The organism is Acinetobacter sp. 102, assembly GCF_037028485.1.
Lineage (GTDB): Bacteria > Pseudomonadota > Gammaproteobacteria > Pseudomonadales > Moraxellaceae > Acinetobacter > Acinetobacter higginsii.
Genome location: NZ_JAZEZK010000013.1, coordinates 1 through 22,916 on the forward strand (window position 1 = coordinate 1; position 22,916 = coordinate 22,916).

A 22,916-nucleotide genomic window follows, 5' to 3' on the forward strand; every position below is an offset into this window, starting at 1 on the left:
GTTATACCCTGTTGGTACCAACGCCAAATGCGAAAGAATATGGTCAATACGATCAGATTTATGACTTAGCTCATGTGCAGTATTAATGGCAATCCCATTAATTGCGCCCATTGAAATACCTAGAAAAATCTTATCAATGAAAGAGGTTTCTTTACGGCTTGATAAATAACATGCATAAACATTGGCTGCATATTGTAGTGGAATAAAGCTTTTAACCAATCGAGAATAATATGGGTCTTTTTCTAACAGCTTAATATCTTCATCGGTTGGATTATTGGCATCTTTCCCAATAATCGTATCAATTGTTGGAATCACAATGTGTAAAACAATTGGACCACCTAAAGCAAAGATTTTTTTCAATGGACGTGGTGCAAATTGATAACCTGCCAAAATACCAATTCCGATTACAGGCAAAGCTGGGCTAATGGCCCATAAATAACGTTTACGATCCAACTGAGTTTTTGACTTTGGAATGCTTACTGGCGTAAGTTCTTGCTCAACATTTACTGGCGCATTCATCATCGAATCCATGTCTTTGTATATATAAGTATATTTTGAGGAATTATGAAATTCATGACAGTTGCAAGCGTCCAAAAAAGCTATGTCAAAGTCTTTGGCATCATCCACCCTGTTTTTGTCCTATAAACACATATTGAGTTATTGGCGCAGCTCTCTATAATTTAAATGAATACATCGTTAAAAAATCATATGGATGCTTTAAGTAAAATATTTGCTGATATTCATTTAAATCACACTGAATATATCTACTTGAAAACTCAAGGAGAATGGAGTTTTATCTGCCAAGATCAAACCGCCTTAATTGTTCATATTGTTTTAGTTGGTTCTTTTTTTATTCAAATTGACGCACAAAATAGTTTAACTGCACATGCGGGTGAAATTGTGGTTATTCCATCAGGAAAAGCACATACAGGCGCAGATAATACGATTACTAAACTGGTCGATGCTGTTGATATTTCAAAGCTGTTCGATGGTCATAAAGAAGAAGCCATCGAATTCGGCACACAGTCATCCGAAAAAAATCTCATTCTGACGGTACGCTGCCAAATTGACACTATTATGGCGCGTCCTTTTATTCAGGCCTTACCACCCATTATTCATCTCCAACACGGAGATACCAATGCACCAGAATGGCTACAAATTGGCTTACATTTCCTTGCCTTAGAAACACAAAATATTCAAGCAGGCCGCGATATCATCATCGATCATTTGGTCAACATTTTATTAATCAAATGTATTCGAGATCATATTCAACAAATCTCAAGTCAACATGGTTGGCTCAGCGCTTTAAATCATCCTGAGCTCAGTAACAGTTTGGCAGCCATTCACAACCATCCAGAAGATGCTTGGACGGTTGAATTACTTGCCGAACAATGTTGTATGTCACGTTCAAAGTTTGCTAGTCTATTCCACGAAGTGATTGGTGAATCACCTCTTGCTTATCTACAGCAACATCGTATGCGCTTAGCCAGCCAATATCTGCGTAAAAGTAATTATTCAGTTCAACAAATTGCCAATAAAGTGGGTTACTCATCAGAAACTGCATTTAGTCAGGCTTTTAAACGTACTTTTGAACACTCTCCGAAACAATATCGTCAGCAGTTTGTAGAACAGGAAAATTAAGCATAAAAAAAGACACCGCAGTGTCTTTTTTTTAATCTAGCAATTAGCGAACAATACCGCGAGTTGACTGTTCTAAAGAGTCAATAAACAATTGCGCTTCAGGCGTCTTCACTAGAATTTCATTACGAATCTGTTCAATCGCTTGTTCAGTGGTTAAACCAGATTTATAGATTAATTTATAGGCTTCTCTTAAACCTTGAATGGTATCTCTAGACCAGCCCTTACGACGCATTCCTTCGATATTCATACCAAAGGCACGTGCAGGATTACCAGAGGCCATGATATAGGCAGGAACATCTTTAAGAATTAAAGCAGCTCCACCGATCATGCTGTAAGAGTCAATTCTACAGAATTGATGAATGCCCGCATTACCGCCGACAATTACATGATCACCAACATGCACATGCCCAGCGACACCCACATTATTGGCAAAAATATTATGGTCCCCAATGACACAGTCATGTGCAATATGCGTATTCACCATTAATAAGTTATGGCTACCAATCTTGGTCAAACTATGATCCTGAACTGTACCGCGGTGCAACGTACAGTGCTCACGAATCGAATTATGATCACCAATTTCTAGCCAAGTTTCTTCGCCTTGATATTTCAAATCCTGGCAAATTTCCCCAATACTCGAGAATTGGAAAATATCATTATTTTTACCAATTCTCGTAAAACCACCAATAACAACATGTGAATGTAATTTGGTACCAGAGTCAATACTTACATTTGGACCTACAATACAATATGGACCAATTTGTACATCAGAAGCGATTTCTGCAGACGGGTCAATAATTGCTGTAGGATGTATTAAATTTTGACTACTCATGTCTGCTCTATTTTCTGGTGGGAAATAATAATCTCTGCTGTCGCGGCAACCTTGCCATCAACACTAGCGGTACAATTGTACTTGTAAATGCCACGTTTTTGCATCACAAGTTCAGATTTTAAGATGAGCTGGTCACCCGCAACAACTTGTTTTTTAAATCTGATTTTCTCAGCACCCGCAAACAGGAACAAAGAACCTGCTTTTGGCTTTTGATTTGTAAGTACAAAACCTAATATACCAGAAACTTGTGCGAGAGCTTCAATGATCAGCACACCTGGCATAATTGGATAGGTTGGAAAATGCCCTTGTAAAAACTCTTCATTAATCGAAACGTTTTTATAACCGACAATACTATTTTCAGTGACTTCGGTAACACGATCGACTAATAAAAATGGATATCGATGGGGTAAATATTCACGAATCGTAAGAATATCCATCGGTAATTCAGGCATTGTAAATGCTGGAGAAGTAGACTCAGTCATAATAAATTATTTACGCAACTTAAAGGTTGATTCAAGGGACTCTAATTGAGCTTGCATATGATCAAGTCTTTTAGTGATTTGGGTCAATGGCACATCTGCTAATTGTCTTAAGCGCACAATCGTCTTTTTCCAGTGACTATTTTCAAAAAGTCCCATGCCAGAAGAATATGTTCCAGCTTCAGAAATATTTTTTGTGACCATTGACATTGCTGTAAGTGTCACGTTATCTGTAATTTCAAGGTGTCCAACCACACCTGAAGCACCGCCCATGATACAGTTTTTGCCAATTTTCGCGCTTCCTGCAATTCCGCAATTCGCGGCAATCGCAGTATTCTCTCCAATTTGAACATTGTGAGCAATTTGCACAAGGTTATCAATAATGACACCATCTTCTAAAATTGTGTCATCGAGTGCACCACGATCAATACTACAATTTGAACCAATACGAACATCATTTCCAATACGCACTGAACCAAGTTGAGCGATGCGATGCCACTTCCCTTGATAAGGAGCAAAACCAAAACCTTCAGTGCCGATGACCGTATTGGCATGAATACGAACACGGTCTTTTAATTTTGCAGCACCTGTTATGGTAACATGCGCATCAATAAAGCAATCTTTACCAACTTCGACTTCATCATCAAGAAAAGCGTGAGCTTGAATAATGGTATTATTACCCACGACACAGTTTTCACCGATCACAACATAGTGCCCTATATAGGCATCATCAGCGATAATTGCAGATGGATGAATTCGAGCAGTACTCTCGATACCGCATTGAGTTATCTTTTTTTCAAATAAATGTGTAAGTGTGGCAAATGCCAAATAAGGATTATCAACAACAATAAAATTTTGTTTGTTTACAAGCTGCTGTTTAAGTGCTGCGGTAACAATATATACACCAGCGTGACTTGCTTCAGCTGCCGCCAAATATTTTTCACCATTTACAAAGCAAATATGCTGTTTTTCTGCGTGTTCTAAACTTGCCAAATTAGAAATTTGGAAATTCTTCTCACCAAAATGCTCACCTTTGACAAGGTGAGCAACTTCTTCTAAACGATAAGTACGTCTATTCATTGATTATTTAATAGCATTGACCTTTTGGATCATTTTATCAGTTAAATCATACTGTGCGTCAGAGGCAATCGTAGAATTTTTATTTAAAATAAAGTCTAAATTACTTTCTTTACGCAATTGTTCAGCAGCTTGCTTCACACGTGACTCAAAAGTTGTATTCATCGCCTGTAAGCTTGACTGAACTTTAGTCTGTAAGCCCTGTTGAGTCGAATTAAATTCACTTAACTTTGCCTGATATTGAGCAGTAAGTTTCTGAATATCAGCCTGATTCATTTTTTGACCATCAGTCTGTGCTTTTTGCTGCAAAGATTCTAATTCTTTACCCAATTGCTCCAATCGAGTCGAAGTTGGTTTAACTGACTGGGTGAGGCTCGCATTTTGTTGTTTTAGATAAGTACTGCTTTCAACAACTTTCGCTAAATCAACCACACCAAGTCCTGCAGCATTTACAGACGCAGAAACCGTGAATCCCAAACCTAACATGAGCATTGTTAATGTTTTCATTATGACATCCTTTATATATATTACAGCGCTAAATAAGGTCGACCTTAGAAGGTACGACCGATTTCGAATTGGATTGATTTAGTATCATCGCCTTTTTTATCATTCAGCGGGAATGCATAGCTCAATGATAATGGACCAATCATGGTAATCCATGTGAAACCAACACCGACGCTATAACGCATATTACCAAAATCAAAATTGTAGTTGTCTTTACAATACTGCTTAATATCAATATTGCTATTATTCATTTTCATTGTGCCAGTTGGAACATCACATTTCGTATCGAAAACTTGAGCACCCTCGGCAAACAATACTGGACGTACTTGACGTGTCCAATCCCCTTTAAATGGTAAAGGAATCGCAAGTTCTGTACCGAATTGGACGAGTGCATTACCACCAACCTCTTCTGGGTCAAGGTCAGTTTGATCAGTTTTCTGGAAAATTACACTTGGATATCTTGGGCCTAGAGAGCTATTGTCATAACCACGAACAGAACCGTAACCACCCGCATAGAAGTTCTTATAGAATGGTAGATCATTACCATAGCCTAACTTACCGTAACCACGAAGGACAAAACCACCCCAAAGTGATTTAAACGCTTGCGCATCATATGTTACTTTTTGATAATCAACATCGCTACCTGGCAAGCCAATTTCTAAACCGACACGATGTGACATACCTGAAGTTGGGAAAATTGGTCGGTTTAATGTGTTATATGACCAACCCAAGTTCAAGTTATAGGTTAAGAAAGTACCTTCAAATGCATTATCGTAAGTTGTTAAAGGAACCTTACACTGCAAAGTCGTCTCGTCAATTTGTGAATTACCATTCTCATCTAAAGGACAGTAGCTTGAACTACCAGTCGCTTTACCACCATTCGCTAATAAGTAATCACGGATATAAGTCGAAACGCTCGGACCAGTACGTACTTTGGTTTGATCAACACCTAAAGAGGCACTTAAGCTTTGGTTTTCATCGATTGGATAACCGAAACTTACACTACCACCAATACTATCGGTGACGTAGTTGTTAACGTTATAGTCTTTATTCAGCTTGGTTTTACGGTAATAAACGTTATAACCACGGCTGACACCATCAATGGTGAAATACGGGTCAGTTACGCTTAAGTTATAGTAATCTTGTGTTTCAGAACGTGACAAATCGACCGCAACACGATTACCTGTACCCATAAAGTTGGTTTGACTTAAACCCGCTTGGAAAGTTACACCACCATTCTGAGAGTAACCTACTGCAAGCGTAGTCGTACCAGAATGTTGTTCTTCAACATTGACATTTAAGTCAACTTCGTCTGTAGAGTTTGGAACACGGACAGGTTTAACATCAACAGTTTTAAAGAAACCTGTACGCTCTAAACGCACTTTAGATAAGTCAATTTTCTCATTACTTGCCAACGCACCTTCCATTTGGCGCATTTCACGACGCAATACTTCATCCGCAGTTTTACTGTTACCTGTGAAGTTAATACGACGTACTGTTACTTGTTGACCAGGATTGATGTAGTAATTTAAACCAACAATACCAGTTTGGTTATTAATATCAGGTACAACATTCACTTCAGCATAGTAATAGCCAGCATTACCATATTTACGCAATAACAGCTGCTTAACCGCATTTACTCGTTCTTGTGAATAAGTTTCGCCATCTTTATATAGTTTTAGTGCTTGTAACTCTTCAGGTTTATAAAGTGCATCACCTAAGAACTTCGTTTCACCAAATTTAAACTGACTACCTTCATCTACTGAAACTTCAATGAAGATGTGCTTTTTATCTTCACTAATATTCAATTGCGAATTGATGATATTAAAGTTGATATAACCTTTGTTTAAATAGAGTGCACGTAAAGCTTCTAAACTAGCCGCCATTTTCTCACGTGCATAACGGTCGTTACGCGTAACAATCGATGCCCAACCACTTTCTTTGACTGCAAAAGCCTGCTTGATATCACTATCACTAAAGACTGTATTACCAATAATATTGATATCAAATACTTTAGCCGCCGTACCTTCATTAAAGTTAAGCTTTAATTCAACACGGTTATTTGGACGCGCAACAGTTTCAACCGTTACATCCGCATCATAACGACCTTGCTGGGTATATTGTTGTTCAAGCTCAGTTTCAATGGTCTGCAATGCAGACTTCTTAAACACTTCACCTTCAGCAATACCCATCTTCTTTAAGCCTTGTTCTAAGGCTTCTTTCGGAATAAGTTTATTGCCTTTAAATTCCAATTTAGAAATAACTGGACGTTCAACAACTTTAAAAACTAAAACATCATTTTCTTTATAAGTTTTAATATCGTCAAATAAACCTGAGGCATATAAAGTGCGGATTGACTCAGCAATCATTGGATCACTTACTCTATCGCCACTATTTATTGGTAACATAGAATAGATACTTGCAGGTGTTAAACGCACTAAGCCATCAATTCGTATATCTCGTGCAAGAAACTCATCTGCTGCGTATGCTTGTTGTACCACTGCCATCGCACTAACCAGTGCCAAAGGCATTAATAAATGTGTGTGACGCATGCCCATATATTTTCCAGTAAGTTAAATTCCATTTGCGTTGTTATAAACGCATGAAGTCGTTAAATAAAGCCAAAAGCATCATGCTACCGAGCAGTACCATACCAACTTTTAGACCAAACATCTGTATTTGTTCAGAAACAGGTTTACCACGAATTGCTTCGATAAAGTAATAAACTAAATGACCACCATCCAACATAGGAATCGGCAATAAGTTTAGAATCCCCAAACTTACACTCATCAAAGCCATGAATGAAATAAAGGTTTGCCACCCCATTTCTGCACTTTGACCAGCAACTTTGGCAATTGTGATTGGACCAGATAAATTATCTAAACCAATTAAGCCTCGCACCATTTTAATGATGGAGTTGAAAATCATGCCTGAAAGCTGTGTTGTCTTTTCAAAAGCTACCACAAGCGCCTCAACAGGCGAATATTGAATGGTCTGCTTGTAATCATTTGGAATCGTGATTTTGCCAGCATCACTTTTCACGCCGAGCATCCCAGTCGTATTACCCATATTATCGCGTTGCCCTTGAGGCATCACTTGTAGATGTACCAATTGACCTTGACGTAGCACATCAATATTCAAAAGCTTTTCTGGTGATTTTTGAACCACATCAACCACATCAAACCAATCTTTCATTGCAACATTATCAATTGCAACAATTTGATCTCCAACCTTCATTCCTTGACGGACTGCCGCGCCATCCGCACTCAGTTCTTTGACTGTTGCAGGAATAACAGGGCGATAAGGTAAGAAGCCAAGTACATCTAATGGCGATTGGCTCTGATCTTTCAAAAATTCTTTAATCGGTAAACTAAATTGCTTCTCGGTTCCAGCACGATCAACAATGATTGAAACCTGCCCAGTTTCACCTACACGGTTGACCAAAGCATAATTCAACTTTTCCCATGTCGATGTTGTTTGACCATCAACCATCAACACTTTATCGCCTACATGTAGATCAACTTGTGCTGCTGGCGTATTCGGCATGACTTTACCAATACGGGTATTCAGCTGTTCTTGCGCTGGCAAGAATAAAATCCAAAACAGGAATACTGCAAAAATCAGATTAATTAACGGGCCAGCAGCAACAATCGCAATCCGTTTCCACGGAGATTGACGGTTAAACGCATAAGGTAAATCTTGTTCAGCAACATTCCCTTCACGCTCATCCAGCATTTTGACATAACCACCGAGTGGTAATGCTGAAAGTTGATATTGGATGCCTGATTTTTTAGATTGCCATTTCAACAAAGTTGGGCCAAAACCAATGGAATAGACCAGGACCTTAACACCCAGTTTACGCGCGACCCAATAATGACCAAATTCGTGAATTGCGATCAGAGGACCAAGCAATAAAATCGCTGCAACAATCATAAATAGTGCATTCATACGATTTAGCCTCCTATACCCACAATATACTTTTCTGCAATTCGTCTTGCGATCATATCAGTCTGTAAAATGATGTCTATGTTTTCTGCTTTAGCATTTTGTACAGTTTGCAAAGTATTTTCGACTACTTCAGCAATCTGAGTAAATCTAATTCTTTGTTGCAAAAATGCTGCAACTGCAATTTCATTTGCAGCATTTAAAATCGTTGGTGCTAAACCGCCTGCGCGCATCGCTTGACGTGCTAAATCCAATGCTGGAAATTTAACAAGATCAGGTGATTGGAAATTTAATTGAGCTGTCTCAAATAAATTTAATGCAGGAACGTGTGTTGCCAAACGTTTTGGCCACGCCAATGCATGTGCAATCGGTGTGCACATATCAGGATTACCCATTTGTGCCAAAGTTGATCCATCCACATATTGCACCATGGAGTGAATAATACTTTGTGGATGAACAACAACTGTAACAAAATGTTCTGATATTGAAAACAAATGGCAAGCTTCGATCAATTCTAAGCCTTTATTCATCAAAGTTGCAGAATCTACGGAGATTTTTTGCCCCATAGACCAGTTCGGATGCTTACATGCTTGTTGCGGCGTTACGTCTTTTAATTGCTCTAAGGTGTGATTCAGGAAAGGACCACCAGATGCAGTCAATAAAATTTGCGAGACACCTAATTGTGGCTGCCCCGTTCTTTCTGCATTTAGATAATTATGTGGTAAAGACTGGAAGATTGCATTGTGCTCAGAGTCTACAGGCAATAATAGCGCATTATTCTCTTTTGCCGCCTGCATCATAATGTCGCCAGACATTACCAATGATTCTTTATTCGCGAGTAGAACACGCTTACCAGCTTTTACTGCAGCAAGTGTTGGCAGCAGACCAGCAGCACCGACAATCGCTGCCATCACTATATCAACATCAGCATGTTCAGCGATTGTGATCAAGCCTGTTTCATCAGTTAAAATTTCAATCTGTTTTAGATTTTCTTGATTGAAACGTTGTTGCAACTCCAATGCTTTCTCATTTGGCACAACAACAATTTTCGGATGATATTTTTTACAAATTTCTAAAAGTTCATCTAAACGACTATATGCAGAGACTGCAAATACAGTGTATTGATCTGGGTGTTGTTCCAATACTTTTAAAGTACTTTGGCCAATTGAACCCGTAACACCCAATATACAAACAGCTTGAGTCATTTAAAGATCTACACCAATAAGTTTTAATATATACATACCTGTCGCAAAAATCGGTGCGGCAGCAAGCAAAGAATCGATACGATCCAATACACCACCATGCCCTGGAAGAACACGACCTGAATCCTTAATTCCCGCACGACGCTTAATCATAGATTCAAACAAGTCACCCAATACCGAAGCAAACACGGTAATAATTGAAAGGACCAAAAATAAGATCAGTTGTATAACACTTAAATTTAGATAGAAATACTGCACAACCAACATAATGATAATGGTTGTTGCAATACCACCATACAAACCTTCCACAGATTTGTTCGGGCTCACAAAGGGTGCAAGTTTTTTCTTACCGAATTTACGCCCAACAAAGTAGGCACCACTATCCGCTCCCCATACCAAAAGGAACAAATACATCAGCCACCATGGTGAACTATGCCACACGCCATAAAGGGCGGTCACTGCAGCAGAAATAAGAATAAATCCAACAATATGTAATGATACATTGTACCAACTATCAGATTGTGGGAAATTCTTAACCCAATAGATACTACCCAACCAAGTGAGAATGGATGCAGCCCAAAGTAAAAGTGCTACATCATCAAAAAATAATGCCAGTGTTGATATTAGCGCAACACATCCCCCATATACCCAAGCCTTAGGTTTTGACACAGGCGTTGTAGTTCTAGGCATAAGCTTAAACCACTCATAACCTGCAACCCCCGCGGCTAAAATCATAAGCACAAACATTGGATAATGTGATTGCGTTGCAAACATGCAACTTAAAACAACAGCAACTAACACCAATGCGGTAATAATCCGCTCTAACATTATTAATTCTCTATTTTCGCTTGTTGAATCTGTTCTGAGGTTTTACCAAAGCGTCTTTCACGTCCTGAAAAAACACGAAATGCGCGATCCAACTCTTCTATGGTAAATTCTGGCCACAAGGTATCGGTAAAATACAACTCCGCATACGCAGCTTGCCACAATAAGAAGTTAGATAAACGGTAATCTCCGCCTGTACGAATTAACAAATCCACAGCAGGAAGATCATTTAGACTGACATATTTATCAAATAAATCAACATTTATCTGATCTGCTTGAAGTTTTCCAGCAAGTACTTCTTGCGCAATCACTTTTGCTGCATGTGCCATATCCCACATACCACCATAACTAATGGCAATGGTAAGCGTCATTGAATCAAAAGCTGCGGTTTTCTGCTCTGCATATTGCATTAAATCACGCAACTCATTTGACAACCGAGAACGGTCTCCAATGAAGCGTAGCGCGATATTGAACCTCTCCATACGCGGTAATTGCTCATGAATTGTTTCTTCTAACAACTTCATTAACAAATCAACTTCGTACTGTGGTCGATTCCAGTTTTCGCTTGAAAATGCAAAAACTGTTAATGCACGAACACCTTCTTTTTTGCAATGTTCAACAATAGGATCCAAGACATTTTTGCCTTCACGATGCCCATCACCTTTTTGCATTTGCTTTTTTTTGGCAAAACGATTGTTGCCATCCATAATGATGGCAACATGTTGGGGAAGAAGCGGTTCTTCTTGCAAGGTCATAATAACATTAGACCTTCATCAATTCTGCTTCTTTCGCTGCAAGACGCTTATCAACCTCTGCAACATATTTATCAGTCATTTTCTGAATCTCATCTGACGCACGGCGATCATCATCTTCAGAAATTTCTTTTTCTTTCAACAATGCTTTGATATCACCTAACACATCACGACGAATATTACGAATCGCAACTTTGGCATTTTCAGCTTCGCTACGCGCAACTTTTTGCATGTCACGACGAGTTTCTTCAGTTAACGCAGCCATTGGTACACGGATTGCGTCAGCAGTAATTGGGTTCAATCCCAAACCGGCTTCACGAATCGCTTTATCAATCGCAGCAACCATCGAACGTTCAAATGGTTGTACCAATAGTGTACGCGAATCCTCAAGCCCAACGTTTGCCACTTGATTCAATGGAACATCAGAGCCATAGTAAGAAACCATCACACCATTTAAAATAGATGGGTGCGCACGACCTGTACGAACTTTAGCAAAGCCTAACTCTAACGAGTCAAGCGACTTCTGCATACGCTGTTCGCCATCTTGTTTGAGATCGTTAATCATATGATCTTCCTTACTTATTCATAGGTATTACAAAATATTTAGACATTAGTATAAAGAGCTTTATGGCTCACGTACATTAGTTCGTTACGTGAGTACCCTCTTTTTCGCCCATTACAACAGAAAGCAATGCACCAGATTTGTTCATATCAAAAACTTGCAATGGAACATTATGGTCACGGCATAAACAAATTGCCGTAAGATCCATTACACCCAGCTTCTCATCAAGAACCTGATCAAAAGTTAAATGATCATATTTAACCGCATCATCGTATTTACTTGGATCTTTGTTATAAACACCATCAACCTTAGTTGCTTTCAAGATCAAGTTTGCTTCAATCTCGATACCGCGCAAGCAAGCAGCTGTATCCGTAGTAAAGAATGGATTACCTGTACCAGCAACAAATACGCATACTTCATTTTGGCTTAAATGACGAATCGCATCACGGCTTGAATATGGTTCCACCACCGTACCAATCGACAATGCAGACATAAGACGTGTTTTGATATTGCGGCGCACCAATGCATCGCGCAGTGCCAAACCGTTCATCACAGTTGCCAACATGCCCATCTGGTCACCAGTAACACGACCAACCAAGCCGTCTTTCTGTAGTTGGCTACCACGGTATAAATTACCACCACCAACAACAATACCAACCTGAACACCTAAACCAACCAAGTGAGCGATTGAAAGTGACATTTGATCTAATACTTGGGCATCAATACCCATATCTTTATTACCAGCTAAAGCTTCACCCGAAAGCTTTAGCAAAATTCGTGCATAACGTGGATTTTTAGAAGCTGACATACCTATACTCCAAACCGACTAATCTCAAAACTTTCTTAAATTTAATTCAACATCAAGCAGATTTAATCTGAATTAACTTTGCATACAAATCATATTCATCTGCATCGGTAATCTCGACTTCTAGCAAATCGCCAGCTTTAATCACACTCTTATCAATATCTTCAACAAAAACATTGCCATCAATTTCTGGTGCATCCGCATATGAGCGTGCCACAGCAACTGGGAATTCGTCTTCTAGACCATCCACCAATACAGTCATAGTTTGACCAATACGTTTTTGCAGTTTTGCAGCAGAAATCTCTTGCTGGACTTCCATAAAACGCTCATAGCGATTTTGTTTAATTTCTTCTGGCACATGATCAGGTAGATCATTTGCTGTCGCACCTTCAACTGGTGAATAGGTAAAACAACCAACGCGATCGAGCTGAGCTTCTTTGAGCCATTCCAACAACATTTGGAAATCGTCTTCAGTTTCACCAGGGAAACCAACAACGAAAGTTGAACGAATCACCAATTCAGGGCATTTTTCACGCCACAATTTAAGACGTTCTAAAGTATTTTCACTATGGGCTGGTCGCTTCATCAATTTTAAGATGCGCGGACTGGCATGCTGAAAAGGAATATCTAAATAAGGCAGGATTTTACCTTGTGCCATCAAATCAATGGCAGCATCTACATGCGGATATGGATAAACGTAATGCAAACGAACCCAAATCCCAAGCTGGCCAAGCGCTTCACACATGTCATAGAATTTGGTTTTTACTGGCTGACCATTCCAAAAATCTAGCTTGTACTTGGTATCAACACCATATGCAGACGTATCTTGAGAAATCACAAGGACTTCTTTTACACCGGCGCGTTTAAGTGCAGCTGCTTCATCCAACACTTTCCCTACAGGACGAGACACGAGGTCGCCACGCATGCTTGGGATAATGCAGAATGTACAACGGTGGTTACAACCTTCCGAGATTTTTAAATAAGCATAATGCTTCGGTGTTAAACGAACACCTTGCTCAGGAACTAAATCAATAAATGGATTGTGCTTTGGAGGAGCTGGCACATACTCATGCACTGCTTCCATTACATCTTGATAAGCTGCCGCACCTGTTACTTTAAGCACATTTGGGTGCATTTGGCGAATTTTGTCTTCGTCTTTACCTAAACAACCGGTGACAATCACTCGACCGTTTTCGCTCATGGCTTCGCCAATGGCATCTAAAGACTCTTGCACTGCAGATTCAATAAAACCACAGGTGTTAACAACAACCAAATCTGCACCGTCATAATCTGATGCAACCTGATAACCTTCAGTCTTTAACTGAGTTAAAATTCGTTCAGAATCTACCAATGCCTTAGGACAACCTAAAGATACAAAACCGACTTTGGGGGTCTTCATGAATCTGCGCTCCACTTGAATCGGCGTATTGTATGACTTTTCTTTGCTTCCGCATAGCTGCAAAGCCATCTCTTTGTGTAATGCACCAAAATACGACCAAATTTTTAAACAAAATTCAACAACGCACCAATTTGGAACATAATAAAATATTGAAATAAGCAGATGTATGTGAAAAATACCGTATAAATCGATTCTTTCAGATTTAAGTGATTGAAATTTAGTTAATACAAAGTTGGCTTGTATTTTGCATAAAGTACATTTTAGAAGTTAATGGCTATTCATTAAAATTTATATTTATTGCGCCATTTTAAAACAGGATGATTCACAAATGGATCAACAGAACACTATCGACTATCGACTCTTAGTAGATAATCTGAGCACTGCCATTTTATTGGTCGATAGTAAGCTTAATATTTTTTATTTAAATTCTGCTTGCGAAGCATTATTTGATATCAGCTTGCTCCGCGCCTCGGGTCAACCTGTATTAAATTTACTGCATGCGCATGATGATTCATTTAATACACATGAAGCATTATTAAACACTTTAGAAAGTGGGCAACACTATACCCGTCGTGAAGCCGTGATCAATGTGAATTTTAAACCGATTCATGTCGATTACACTGCATCACAACTCAATGCAGGCAAAAGCTATCATCCACTCCTGTTAATTGAACTCAATCCGATTGACCGCATGTTGAAAATTTCGAAAGAAGAAAACCTAGTTCAACAACATCAAGTCGCTCGACAGTTAGTTCGCGGTGTAGCACATGAAATTAAAAACCCACTAGCAGGTATTCGTGGCGCAACACAACTACTTGCCCGTAGTTTGGGTGATGATAACTATCGTGAATTTACTGACATTATTATTAGTGAAGTCGATCGTTTGACCAATCTTGCGGATACCATGCTTGGCTCTCGTCAGTTACCAAGTTATGAACATGTCAATGTACACGAACCCTTAGAGCGCGTTCGCTCACTCATTGCAAATCAAACTAAGAAAAAAATTAAGATCACACGCGACTATGACTTGTCCTTGCCTGATGTCATGGCCGATCGGGACCAATTGATTCAGGTCATGCTCAATATCAGTGTTAATGCCGTACAGGCCATGACTGAGAATAAAGACTTTTTTACCGACTCAGAACCAGAGCTGGTTTTAAGAACCCGAATACAACGCCTTGTCACCATTAATGGTGTGCTGAATCGCTCAACGGTTCGCATTGACATTGAAGACAATGGCCCTGGTGTTCCTGAAAGTATCTTGGAGTCTGTTTTCTATCCGCTAGTCACTGGCCGCGCCAAAGGCACAGGACTGGGTCTCAGTATTGCTCAAAATATTATGCATCAACATAACGGAATGATTGAGTGTCAATCAGTTCCAGGAAAAACCGTATTTAGCCTATATCTACCTTGGGAGTTAAACCATGTCACGAAATAAAATTTGGGTAATAGATGACGATCGTGCCATGCGCTGGGTACTGGAAAAAACCTTTAAAGAAGAGGGTTTTGATGTCACCAACTTTGAAGAGGCACAAACTGCGCTTGAGCGTTTACATGATGATGCGCCCGATGTGATTTTAACCGATATCCGTATGCCAGGGATTGACGGTTTAACCTTCTTATCTAAAGTTAAAAATACGCATCCAGATCTACCTGTCATCATCATGACAGCACACTCTGATTTAGAGTCAGCTGTTTCGAGTTATCAAACAGGTGCTTTTGAGTATTTACCAAAACCATTCGATATCGATGAAGCATTAGCTTTGGTTAATCGTGCGATTTTGCATATCAATAAGCTGCAACAACAAGAAGCAACCAAAACCGCTTCACCTTTGCAATCGACCGAAATTATTGGTGAATCACCTGCAATGCAGGAAGTATTCCGTGCAATTGGTCGCTTATCACAATCCCATATTACCGTATTGATTAATGGTGAATCTGGTACAGGTAAAGAGTTGGTTGCCCATGCACTGCATAAACACTCACCTCGTCGCGCCAAACCTTTTATCGCACTAAACATGGCAGCCATTCCAAAAGACTTGATTGAAACCGAGTTATTTGGTCATGAAAAAGGCGCATTTACAGGTGCAAACACACAACATCAAGGCCGCTTTGAACAAGCCAATGGTGGTACTTTATTTCTTGATGAAATCGGCGACATGCCGTTTGAAACGCAAACACGTTTGCTTCGTGTTTTAGCAGATGGTGAGTTCTACCGCGTAGGTGGTCATATCCCAGTCAAGGTGGATGTACGTATCGTGGCTGCAACCCACCAAGATTTGGAAAAACTGGTGAATGAAGGACGTTTCCGTGAAGACTTATATCACCGTCTAAATGTCATTCGTATTCACATTCCAAAGCTGTCTCATCGTAGCGAAGACATTCCGATGTTAGCGCAACACTTCTTGGCACGTGCGGGCAAAGAGCTTGGAGTCAGTCCTAAAATTTTACGCACAGAAACTACGGATTATATGCAACAACTGCCATGGCCAGGTAACGTGCGCCAGTTGGAAAATACTTGTCGCTGGTTAACGGTGATGATTACGGGTCGTGAAGTCTATCCGGAAGATCTGCCTGCTGAGCTTAAACAAGCGTCTGTGCATAAAAACAATGATGCTCAAGCTGCGTCTAATACCAGCCCTGCTTTGGTTGAACGCATTGCCGTTCATCATTGGGATGAATTATTGGCACAATGGGCAATCCAAAAGCTTAAAAATGGTGAAATGAAACTTTTAGACATCGCCACACCTATGTTTGAGCGCACGCTGATTAATGCCGCACTACAACAAACACGTGGACGTAAACGCCATGCCGCTGAGCTTTTAGGTTGGGGACGTAATACTCTTACCCGCAAACTCAAAGAGCTCGGTATGGATTCTACCGATGACGATGACGACGAAGAAATTCGTTCTGCATAATTAAAAGACAATGAAAAAGCGAGTACAAGTTACTCGCTTTTTCATTTGGATTGAGAAATTTTGAAACACTCATCAATTCCATAACCATACAATGGATATGGTTTTTGTTATACTAGAATCAACCCCAACCACCCCAAAGTAGATAATGTCTGATATTTGCTATCCAAGCTGTGCTAAACCTCAAACTCGCCGCGGAGAAGAACGTCGTCTCGCACTATTATTGTGCGCAACCGATTTATTCCTAGAAAAAGGTTATGAGGCAGTCTCTTTGGATGATATCGTCAATCATGCTGGTGGTTCAAAAACATCTATTTATAAATATTTTGGCAATAAAGAAGGTCTATTCACAGCGATTTGCGATTATCGCAGAGAAGTTTTCTTTAAAGGTGTTTGTTTTCCTTATACGCCTGAAAAACCTGATTTAAGAAGCTACCTCACACAAACCCTTCAACGTTTTTATCACCACATTATTCAACCTGAAAATATCGCTTTCATGCGGATGTTTACCGAGCAAACTCAAAAAGATGCACAGCTCGCTCATTATTTCTATGATCAATGTGCACTCAATATTCAAAATACTATTGCTTTTGCACTTGAGTATGCCCATAACAGCGGCGAGATTTATTGTACGAAACCAAAATTCTCTTCGACCATGTATTTTGGCATTTTACGCGATGTCAAGTGGCGCAACTTAATGGGCTTAGACGTACCAGCCGATGATGAAGAAACCATTGATTATATTAACTATTCTGTAGATTTGTTTTTAAAAGCCCACCAAAAGGTCTAATTCTTTTGCTTTTTTTTACGCGTATAGTATAGTATTCAATTCCTTTTTTTCTACACCCATTAATCATCACTTAATTATTGTTTTTATTCAATAATTATTGGGGGAGCAAATATGGCGCTTCGGCATTTTCTTACTTTACGAGACCTATCCTCTTTAGAATTGCAGCGTATTTTAGATCGCGCACAAGAACTTAAACGCATGCAACATAGCAATACGGTCTATCAACCTTTTGCTGGTAAAGTTTTGGGAATGATTTTCGAGAAATCGAGCACACGTACGCGTATTTCTTTTGAAGCAGGTATTTGCCAATTTGGTGGTAACGCAATTTTTCTTTCACCACGCGACACGCAATTAGGGCGTGGTGAACCGATTGAAGATTCTGCTCGTGTCATTTCGAGCATGCTGGATATCGTGATGATCCGTACTTTCGGTCACGATATTGTAGAGCGTTTTGCATCTTACTCGACCGTACCTGTCATTAATGGTCTGACGGATGATCACCACCCTTGCCAGTTACTTGCTGATTTGCAAACCTTCCAAGAACACCGTGGCAGCATTGAAGGTAAAACCGTAGCGTGGATTGGTGATGGCAACAATATGTGTAACTCATATATTGAAGCGGCACATATGATGGGCTTTAAGCTTAAAATCGCATCGCCTGAAGGTTATGAGCCACAAGCAAGATTCCTCACTGAGTTTGCTGATTGCGTAGAAGTCTTTAATAAGGCTGAAGATGCAGCTGTCAATGCAGATCTTATCGTAACTGATGTCTGGGCTAGCATGGGTCAGGAAGAAGAACAGAAGTTACGTGAAAAAGCATTCTCAGATTTCCAAGTCAATGAAAAACTTATGGACTTGGCACACCCTGATTGCTTATTCATGCACTGCTTGCCCGCACACCGTGGTGAAGAAATTTCTGAACACATGTTAGACCACAAAAATGCTGTGGTTTGGGATGAAGCAGAAAACCGTTTGCATGCACAAAAAGCGTTGATGGAATTCTTACTGAATGAGAATCTGAAAAAAGACTAAGTTTAAAAAAAACAGCATCATTCGATGCTGTTTTTATTTGTGCGTTCTAAATTGAACACTGAAATAAAAACACTTATAGTAAGACAAGCCCATTAGATTAAGTTTCTCATGATATGAGAACTTCACTCAATACACAGCGGACGTTATGACTTCACTTGAACAAGCCCTATCTCAAATACCAAGCTTTTCTTTGGTGCATGAACATCTGTTTAGCTCTGCTCAACCGACTGCTGAGCAACTGCAACAGATCAAAGAATATGGTTGCAGTACTGTCATTAATCTTGCGACCAGCAAATCAGATAACCATCTATCTGAGCAAGATCAAATTTGTTTAGACTTGGGTTTAAACTACATTCATATTCCAATCGGCTGGGATGTGCCTTGCTCTGAACAATGTCTTTTTGTTTTGGATCTCATTGATCATCTAGTTCAAAACGAGATCATTTGGTTACATTGCGATGACAATATGCGTGTCAGTAGTTTGATGTATCTCTATCGCCAATTCTATATGAATATCGACCTACCCACCGCCCAAGAACTTTTACACCAAATTTGGGAACCGAACGAAACTTGGACAGGCTTAATTCATAGCATTACTTTACAACTACAAGGCCGTAAAGCAACACAAGAACTAGAACAATCATTAATTAACAGCAATCACTTTGCTTGATGCGAAATTAACACCGTTGCCGTTGCCAAGATCCCTTCTTGGCGACCAGTAAATCCCAATTTCTCAGTTGTTGTGGCTTTAATACTGATTTGAGTCACATCAACATCTAACACATCTGCAATGCTTTGGCGCATCTCTAGATTATGCTTCGCTAATTTAGGACGTTCGCAAGCAACCGTGATGTCTGCATTATTCAGCTGATAGCCACGATCCAAAATCAATTGATAAACATGTTTGAGTAACAAGCGACTATCTGCACCTTTATATTCAGGGTCTGTATCTGGAAAATGCTGACCAATATCACCGAGTGCCAACGCGCCCAACAAGGCATCACTCAGCGCATGTAATACCACATCCCCATCCGAATGTGCCTTTAAACCATGCGTATGTGGAATTTGAACACCCGCCAAAGTAACAAAATCACCTTCTTCGAACGCATGTACATCCATCCCTTGTCCAATCCGAATTTGAGCAACCATATGATTTTCCTTTTACAATATACCGAACAAATCTTGTATTCAGGCTTTCTATTTCGCTATAGTACGTTGAGCAAATTAGACTGAAAGTATAAGTGATTATGCTGTTTAACACTGTAAGAAATCAATTAAAGAAATCTGGCTACATCATCACATTGAGTTGTTTTTGCTCAACATTTGCCTATGCGGAATCAATTGACTGTACGAGCAAGGATTTGGAAGCGCAAAAAATCTGCGCTAAGCAATATAAAGAGCAGCGTCTGAAGCTCAATGCCAAGTTTTTAACCGCTTATTTGGTGACCGATGCTCCATTACAGTTATTACATGACACCCAAACCTTGTGGCTGAATCAAGTACAGCAATGTAAAAGCAAAAGCTGTTATCAGCAGCAATTTGATGCACGTTTGGATGATTTGAATTTTTATACCTCAATGAACCAAACCTTGACACAGCATTATTTGAAATATGAACACGGTAAACTAGCAGCTCAACCGGTGCATTTACAGATCCATCAGTTGGATAAGGATAAACTCAAAATAGAAGGCACGGCATACCGCAATCCCAATAATCGTCTAGAAACTCAAACCTTGTCTTTATTGGCATATAGTACGCCTGAACAAAAAGGCCAAATCATTGATAATGAAAAAAAATGCCAGTATCAGTTTGATTTTCAAAAAGCCTTATTGATTATTAAATCTACGCAGAAAGATTGCGGCAGATTTACAGGGATCTACCGCCTGTACGATTAGTGGTCTTAACATTTAAAAGCCGATGTTTTCACATCGGCTTTTTTGCTTCAGTTTGGGAATTTTTCAGCAATTTCTTGGCTAATCAATACCGCTGTTGCCGCAGATAAAGTCCAGCCCAAATGTCCATGTCCAGTGTTATAAAACACTCGTGGTTGCTTACCCTGTTTTACCACAGGCAGCATATTCGGCATCATTGGACGCAAACCGGCCCATGGCACAACATGCTCAGTCGAAATATCAAAGTTTTGGTTGACCCAATTAATTAAAGGCTGAATACGATCTGCACGAATATCTCGGTTATATCCATTAAACTCAGCTGTACCCGCGATACGTAAACGATCAGCACCGAGGCGAGAGGTCACAATCTTGGCACTTTCATCAAGTAAGCTCACCCATGGCGCATTTTTTACACTACGCTCATCTTTCAGCTGCACCGTAATTGAATAGCCTTTGACTGGATAGACATTCACACTATCACCGAGCATGTCGGCTAATTGGTAGCTTCCTACACCACCACAAACCAAAACTAAATCGGCAATAATTTCCGTGATTCCATCCGCACTTGGATTGACATTTTCGGAACTGTTTTTACAGTGAACAATCGCTTTGTCTTGCGTAAATTTGACATCAACAACATCTAAGCCAAAACGATATTTCACACCATTTTGCTGAGTTTTTTCAGCCAAGCCAACAGAGAATTTATGAATATCTCCTGTTGCATCCCCAGCCGTGTAATATCCCCCAAAATAATCACCTGTTAGCGTAGGTTCAATGGCTCTCATTTCGTCAGGTGTAATCGCATTTCGTTCAAGTTTTCCTTCAACCAACACATCATTGACCTTTTTGGCAATCTCATAGTCTTCCTTGGTGTGATACATATGTAAAATGCCACGCTTTTCCAAGTCAAACGAAATACTTTCTTTTTCTGCAATCTCAAACAAGCGTTGTCTCGCCAAAAGTGCCAAACGTACAGTCTCAATGGTATTGGCTTTATAATTTTTAATATGCGTTAAGAATTCGATCAACCAGCGATATTTATGTGCACTAAAGGATGGATTGAGCAATAAAGGTGCATCCTTTTTACTCATCCATTTAATACCTTTAAGTACGGTTGCCTTTTGATTCCAAACCTCGGCGTTACAGGCAGACAACTGTCCGCCATTGGCAAAAGACGTTTCCATGGCTGGAAAGAGATGACGATCGATCACCGTCACTTCATAACCTAATTTATTTAATTCATAAGCAGACGTTACACCCGTAATCCCCGCACCAATGACAACAACATGTGGCATAGCAAACTCCTAGAAATGCATAACATTTCTTAATGCATAGCCCCATCTGTCATGGTACCTGAGAGTTTCGGCAGATGATTACCAATTAATCATTGAGCCTTCCCCTTCGGTGAGTGTTTATCATAGAAGAAAAAAGTTGTTAATTTCTACAAGTTGAGCACTGCTCTCCAGATTGTATTTCTATTATTACAGTCCTTCTGCCTGAGAGTTTCCGGGGTCGTTGCTCCTTCGGCGAGTTCATTGAAGAACTTCTCTCCCGCAATAATATTTATATCCTTATAAGCAATATATATGCCGCCTAAAAATACCGACACTAAATTCTTGTAATTGTTTGTAGGCGAAGAAGTGTTCTATTTCAAGTTACTTAAGCCATAAAAAAGCAGACTCTAAGTCTGCTTTCAAATATTAAAATTTACATTGCAAAATTTGTTCTGGGAACTGACCTTTCCAGAGTTCGCGTAACGTTGGTAAATAGAATTTCTCCCCAATCATGACTAGTTCAGCATCAATCAGCGCATGAATTTCATGCATCAACACATAATCCAAAGCAATGAGTGATAATTGCGGCTGACTTTGGGTTATTTGCTTACGTCTAACTTGCGCTTTTTTTACCAGTTCATTGGCAAAGTTTTTGTCTTTATAGGTGGTGATCGCACTTAAACGTAGCTCGATAATGCCCCAGCCTTCCAATAATTTTTTAAAAGTCTCAAAGTCTTTTGATGTTGCTTCCCATGTCACATTGTCTAAATTACTGTCTTCAGGTAGTACGGGCAATAATAAATCTGCAGTGCTAGGAAAGATTTTCTTTAAATTCAACAGAAACTTAACAGGATTTTCATTCGGAAGATCAGAAAATTGGATGTTGGTTTGGGTATCTGTTAAATAGATAGAGAGCATCAAAAAAAATCCTAAGGTAAAATACTGTTTTATATAAAGTTAATTTCAGCTCTGCACAGTTTTGGCAAAACA

The 22,916-nt window shown here is 39.6% G+C and carries 22 protein-coding genes, 1 pseudogene and 1 riboswitch; of the genes and pseudogenes, 7 read left to right on the forward strand and 16 right to left on the reverse strand.

Features of this window, described 5'->3' with window-relative positions; translation table 11 throughout:
- A pseudogene (locus WA352_RS13685) lies at nt 1-519 on the reverse strand (alkane 1-monooxygenase); the annotation flags it as partial.
- A 189-nt stretch (nt 520-708) separates the two neighbouring features.
- Between WA352_RS13685 and WA352_RS13690 the strand changes: the two are divergent.
- Nucleotides 709-1,641, forward strand: coding sequence for a cupin domain-containing protein (locus WA352_RS13690; protein ID WP_033133110.1), 933 nt, complete (start codon nt 709-711; stop codon nt 1,639-1,641).
- A 43-nt stretch (nt 1,642-1,684) separates the two neighbouring features.
- Here WA352_RS13690 and lpxA read toward each other — a convergent pair whose 3' ends face one another.
- The 12 genes from lpxA to rimO form a co-directional block, all read right to left on the reverse strand.
- Nucleotides 1,685-2,473: an acyl-ACP--UDP-N-acetylglucosamine O-acyltransferase gene (gene lpxA, locus WA352_RS13695; RefSeq protein WP_033133064.1), complete on the reverse strand. Its 789-nt coding sequence runs from the start codon at nt 2,471-2,473 to the stop codon at nt 1,685-1,687.
- A complete protein-coding gene (gene fabZ / locus WA352_RS13700; RefSeq protein ID WP_004653316.1) occupies nt 2,470-2,955 on the reverse strand; it encodes a 3-hydroxyacyl-ACP dehydratase FabZ in 486 nt (161 codons plus the stop codon). Before fabZ ends, lpxA begins: the two co-directional genes overlap by 4 nt.
- A gap of 6 nt (nt 2,956-2,961) precedes the next feature.
- Complete coding sequence (gene lpxD, locus WA352_RS13705) at nt 2,962-4,032, reverse strand: UDP-3-O-(3-hydroxymyristoyl)glucosamine N-acyltransferase (RefSeq protein WP_033133063.1); 1,071 nt, start codon at nt 4,030-4,032, stop codon at nt 2,962-2,964.
- A 3-nt stretch (nt 4,033-4,035) separates the two neighbouring features.
- Nucleotides 4,036-4,536, reverse strand: a complete 501-nt coding sequence (locus WA352_RS13710) for an OmpH family outer membrane protein (protein ID WP_004807405.1) — start codon at nt 4,534-4,536, stop codon at nt 4,036-4,038.
- A gap of 44 nt (nt 4,537-4,580) precedes the next feature.
- Nucleotides 4,581-7,091: an outer membrane protein assembly factor BamA gene (bamA, locus tag WA352_RS13715; protein WP_216077037.1), complete on the reverse strand. Its 2,511-nt coding sequence runs from the start codon at nt 7,089-7,091 to the stop codon at nt 4,581-4,583.
- A gap of 34 nt (nt 7,092-7,125) precedes the next feature.
- Entirely contained in the window at nt 7,126-8,481 is a 1,356-nt protein-coding gene (rseP, locus tag WA352_RS13720; protein WP_033133061.1) for an RIP metalloprotease RseP, read from the reverse strand.
- A gap of 5 nt (nt 8,482-8,486) precedes the next feature.
- Complete coding sequence (ispC, locus tag WA352_RS13725) at nt 8,487-9,683, reverse strand: 1-deoxy-D-xylulose-5-phosphate reductoisomerase (protein WP_005315764.1); 1,197 nt, start codon at nt 9,681-9,683, stop codon at nt 8,487-8,489.
- On the reverse strand, nt 9,684-10,508 hold the full coding sequence (locus WA352_RS13730) for a phosphatidate cytidylyltransferase (protein WP_004807412.1): 825 nt from the start codon (nt 10,506-10,508) through the stop codon (nt 9,684-9,686). It abuts the gene before it with no gap.
- 2 nt (nt 10,509-10,510) lie between these two features.
- On the reverse strand, nt 10,511-11,260 hold the full coding sequence (gene uppS / locus WA352_RS13735) for a polyprenyl diphosphate synthase (protein ID WP_004807414.1): 750 nt from the start codon (nt 11,258-11,260) through the stop codon (nt 10,511-10,513).
- A gap of 7 nt (nt 11,261-11,267) precedes the next feature.
- Complete coding sequence (gene frr / locus WA352_RS13740; protein ID WP_004807417.1) at nt 11,268-11,822, reverse strand: ribosome recycling factor; 555 nt, start codon at nt 11,820-11,822, stop codon at nt 11,268-11,270.
- A gap of 76 nt (nt 11,823-11,898) precedes the next feature.
- The gene (gene pyrH, locus WA352_RS13745) at nt 11,899-12,627 is read right to left on the reverse strand and encodes a UMP kinase (protein ID WP_004807419.1); all 729 of its coding nucleotides are present in this window, start codon (nt 12,625-12,627) and stop codon (nt 11,899-11,901) included.
- A gap of 52 nt (nt 12,628-12,679) precedes the next feature.
- Nucleotides 12,680-14,023 (reverse strand): 30S ribosomal protein S12 methylthiotransferase RimO, encoded by a 1,344-nt coding sequence (rimO, locus tag WA352_RS13750; RefSeq protein WP_004807421.1) that lies wholly within the window; start codon nt 14,021-14,023, stop codon nt 12,680-12,682.
- Between the two features lie 328 nt (nt 14,024-14,351).
- Here rimO and glnL point away from each other — a divergent pair, with 328 nt between their 5' ends.
- From glnL to WA352_RS13775, 5 genes are all read left to right on the forward strand, one after another.
- Nucleotides 14,352-15,461 carry a nitrogen regulation protein NR(II) gene (gene glnL / locus WA352_RS13755; protein ID WP_004807423.1) on the forward strand — a complete coding sequence of 370 codons (1,110 nt, stop codon included), beginning with the start codon at nt 14,352-14,354 and terminating at the stop codon, nt 15,459-15,461.
- Nucleotides 15,448-16,941, forward strand: coding sequence for a nitrogen regulation protein NR(I) (gene glnG, locus WA352_RS13760; RefSeq protein WP_033133060.1), 1,494 nt, complete (start codon nt 15,448-15,450; stop codon nt 16,939-16,941). The genes glnL and glnG overlap by 14 nt, the downstream gene beginning before the upstream one ends.
- A gap of 145 nt (nt 16,942-17,086) precedes the next feature.
- Nucleotides 17,087-17,728 carry a TetR/AcrR family transcriptional regulator gene (locus WA352_RS13765; protein WP_336142934.1) on the forward strand — a complete coding sequence of 214 codons (642 nt, stop codon included), beginning with the start codon at nt 17,087-17,089 and terminating at the stop codon, nt 17,726-17,728.
- 111 nt (nt 17,729-17,839) lie between these two features.
- Entirely contained in the window at nt 17,840-18,760 is a 921-nt protein-coding gene (gene argF / locus WA352_RS13770) for an ornithine carbamoyltransferase (protein ID WP_004807430.1), read from the forward strand.
- Nucleotides 18,761-18,905: 145 nt separating this feature from the next.
- Nucleotides 18,906-19,430 (forward strand): protein tyrosine phosphatase family protein, encoded by a 525-nt coding sequence (locus WA352_RS13775; protein ID WP_005188959.1) that lies wholly within the window; start codon nt 18,906-18,908, stop codon nt 19,428-19,430.
- Here WA352_RS13775 and ispF read toward each other — a convergent pair.
- Entirely contained in the window at nt 19,418-19,909 is a 492-nt protein-coding gene (gene ispF / locus WA352_RS13780) for a 2-C-methyl-D-erythritol 2,4-cyclodiphosphate synthase (protein WP_004807433.1), read from the reverse strand. The genes WA352_RS13775 and ispF overlap by 13 nt on opposite strands.
- Nucleotides 19,910-20,007: 98 nt before the next feature.
- On the opposite strand from ispF, the gene WA352_RS13785 reads away from it, so the two are divergent.
- The gene (locus tag WA352_RS13785) at nt 20,008-20,655 is read left to right on the forward strand and encodes an A1S_1983 family putative colistin resistance protein (RefSeq protein ID WP_005315780.1); all 648 of its coding nucleotides are present in this window, start codon (nt 20,008-20,010) and stop codon (nt 20,653-20,655) included.
- Between the two features lie 47 nt (nt 20,656-20,702).
- Here WA352_RS13785 and WA352_RS13790 read toward each other — a convergent pair whose 3' ends face one another.
- The gene (locus WA352_RS13790) at nt 20,703-21,947 is read right to left on the reverse strand and encodes a D-amino acid dehydrogenase (RefSeq protein WP_033133058.1); all 1,245 of its coding nucleotides are present in this window, start codon (nt 21,945-21,947) and stop codon (nt 20,703-20,705) included.
- A 179-nt stretch (nt 21,948-22,126) separates the two neighbouring features.
- Nucleotides 22,127-22,216, reverse strand: a riboswitch (glycine riboswitch).
- A 136-nt stretch (nt 22,217-22,352) separates the two neighbouring features.
- Entirely contained in the window at nt 22,353-22,844 is a 492-nt protein-coding gene (locus tag WA352_RS13795) for a hypothetical protein (protein ID WP_004807438.1), read from the reverse strand.
- Nucleotides 22,845-22,916: the final 72 nt, after the last annotated feature.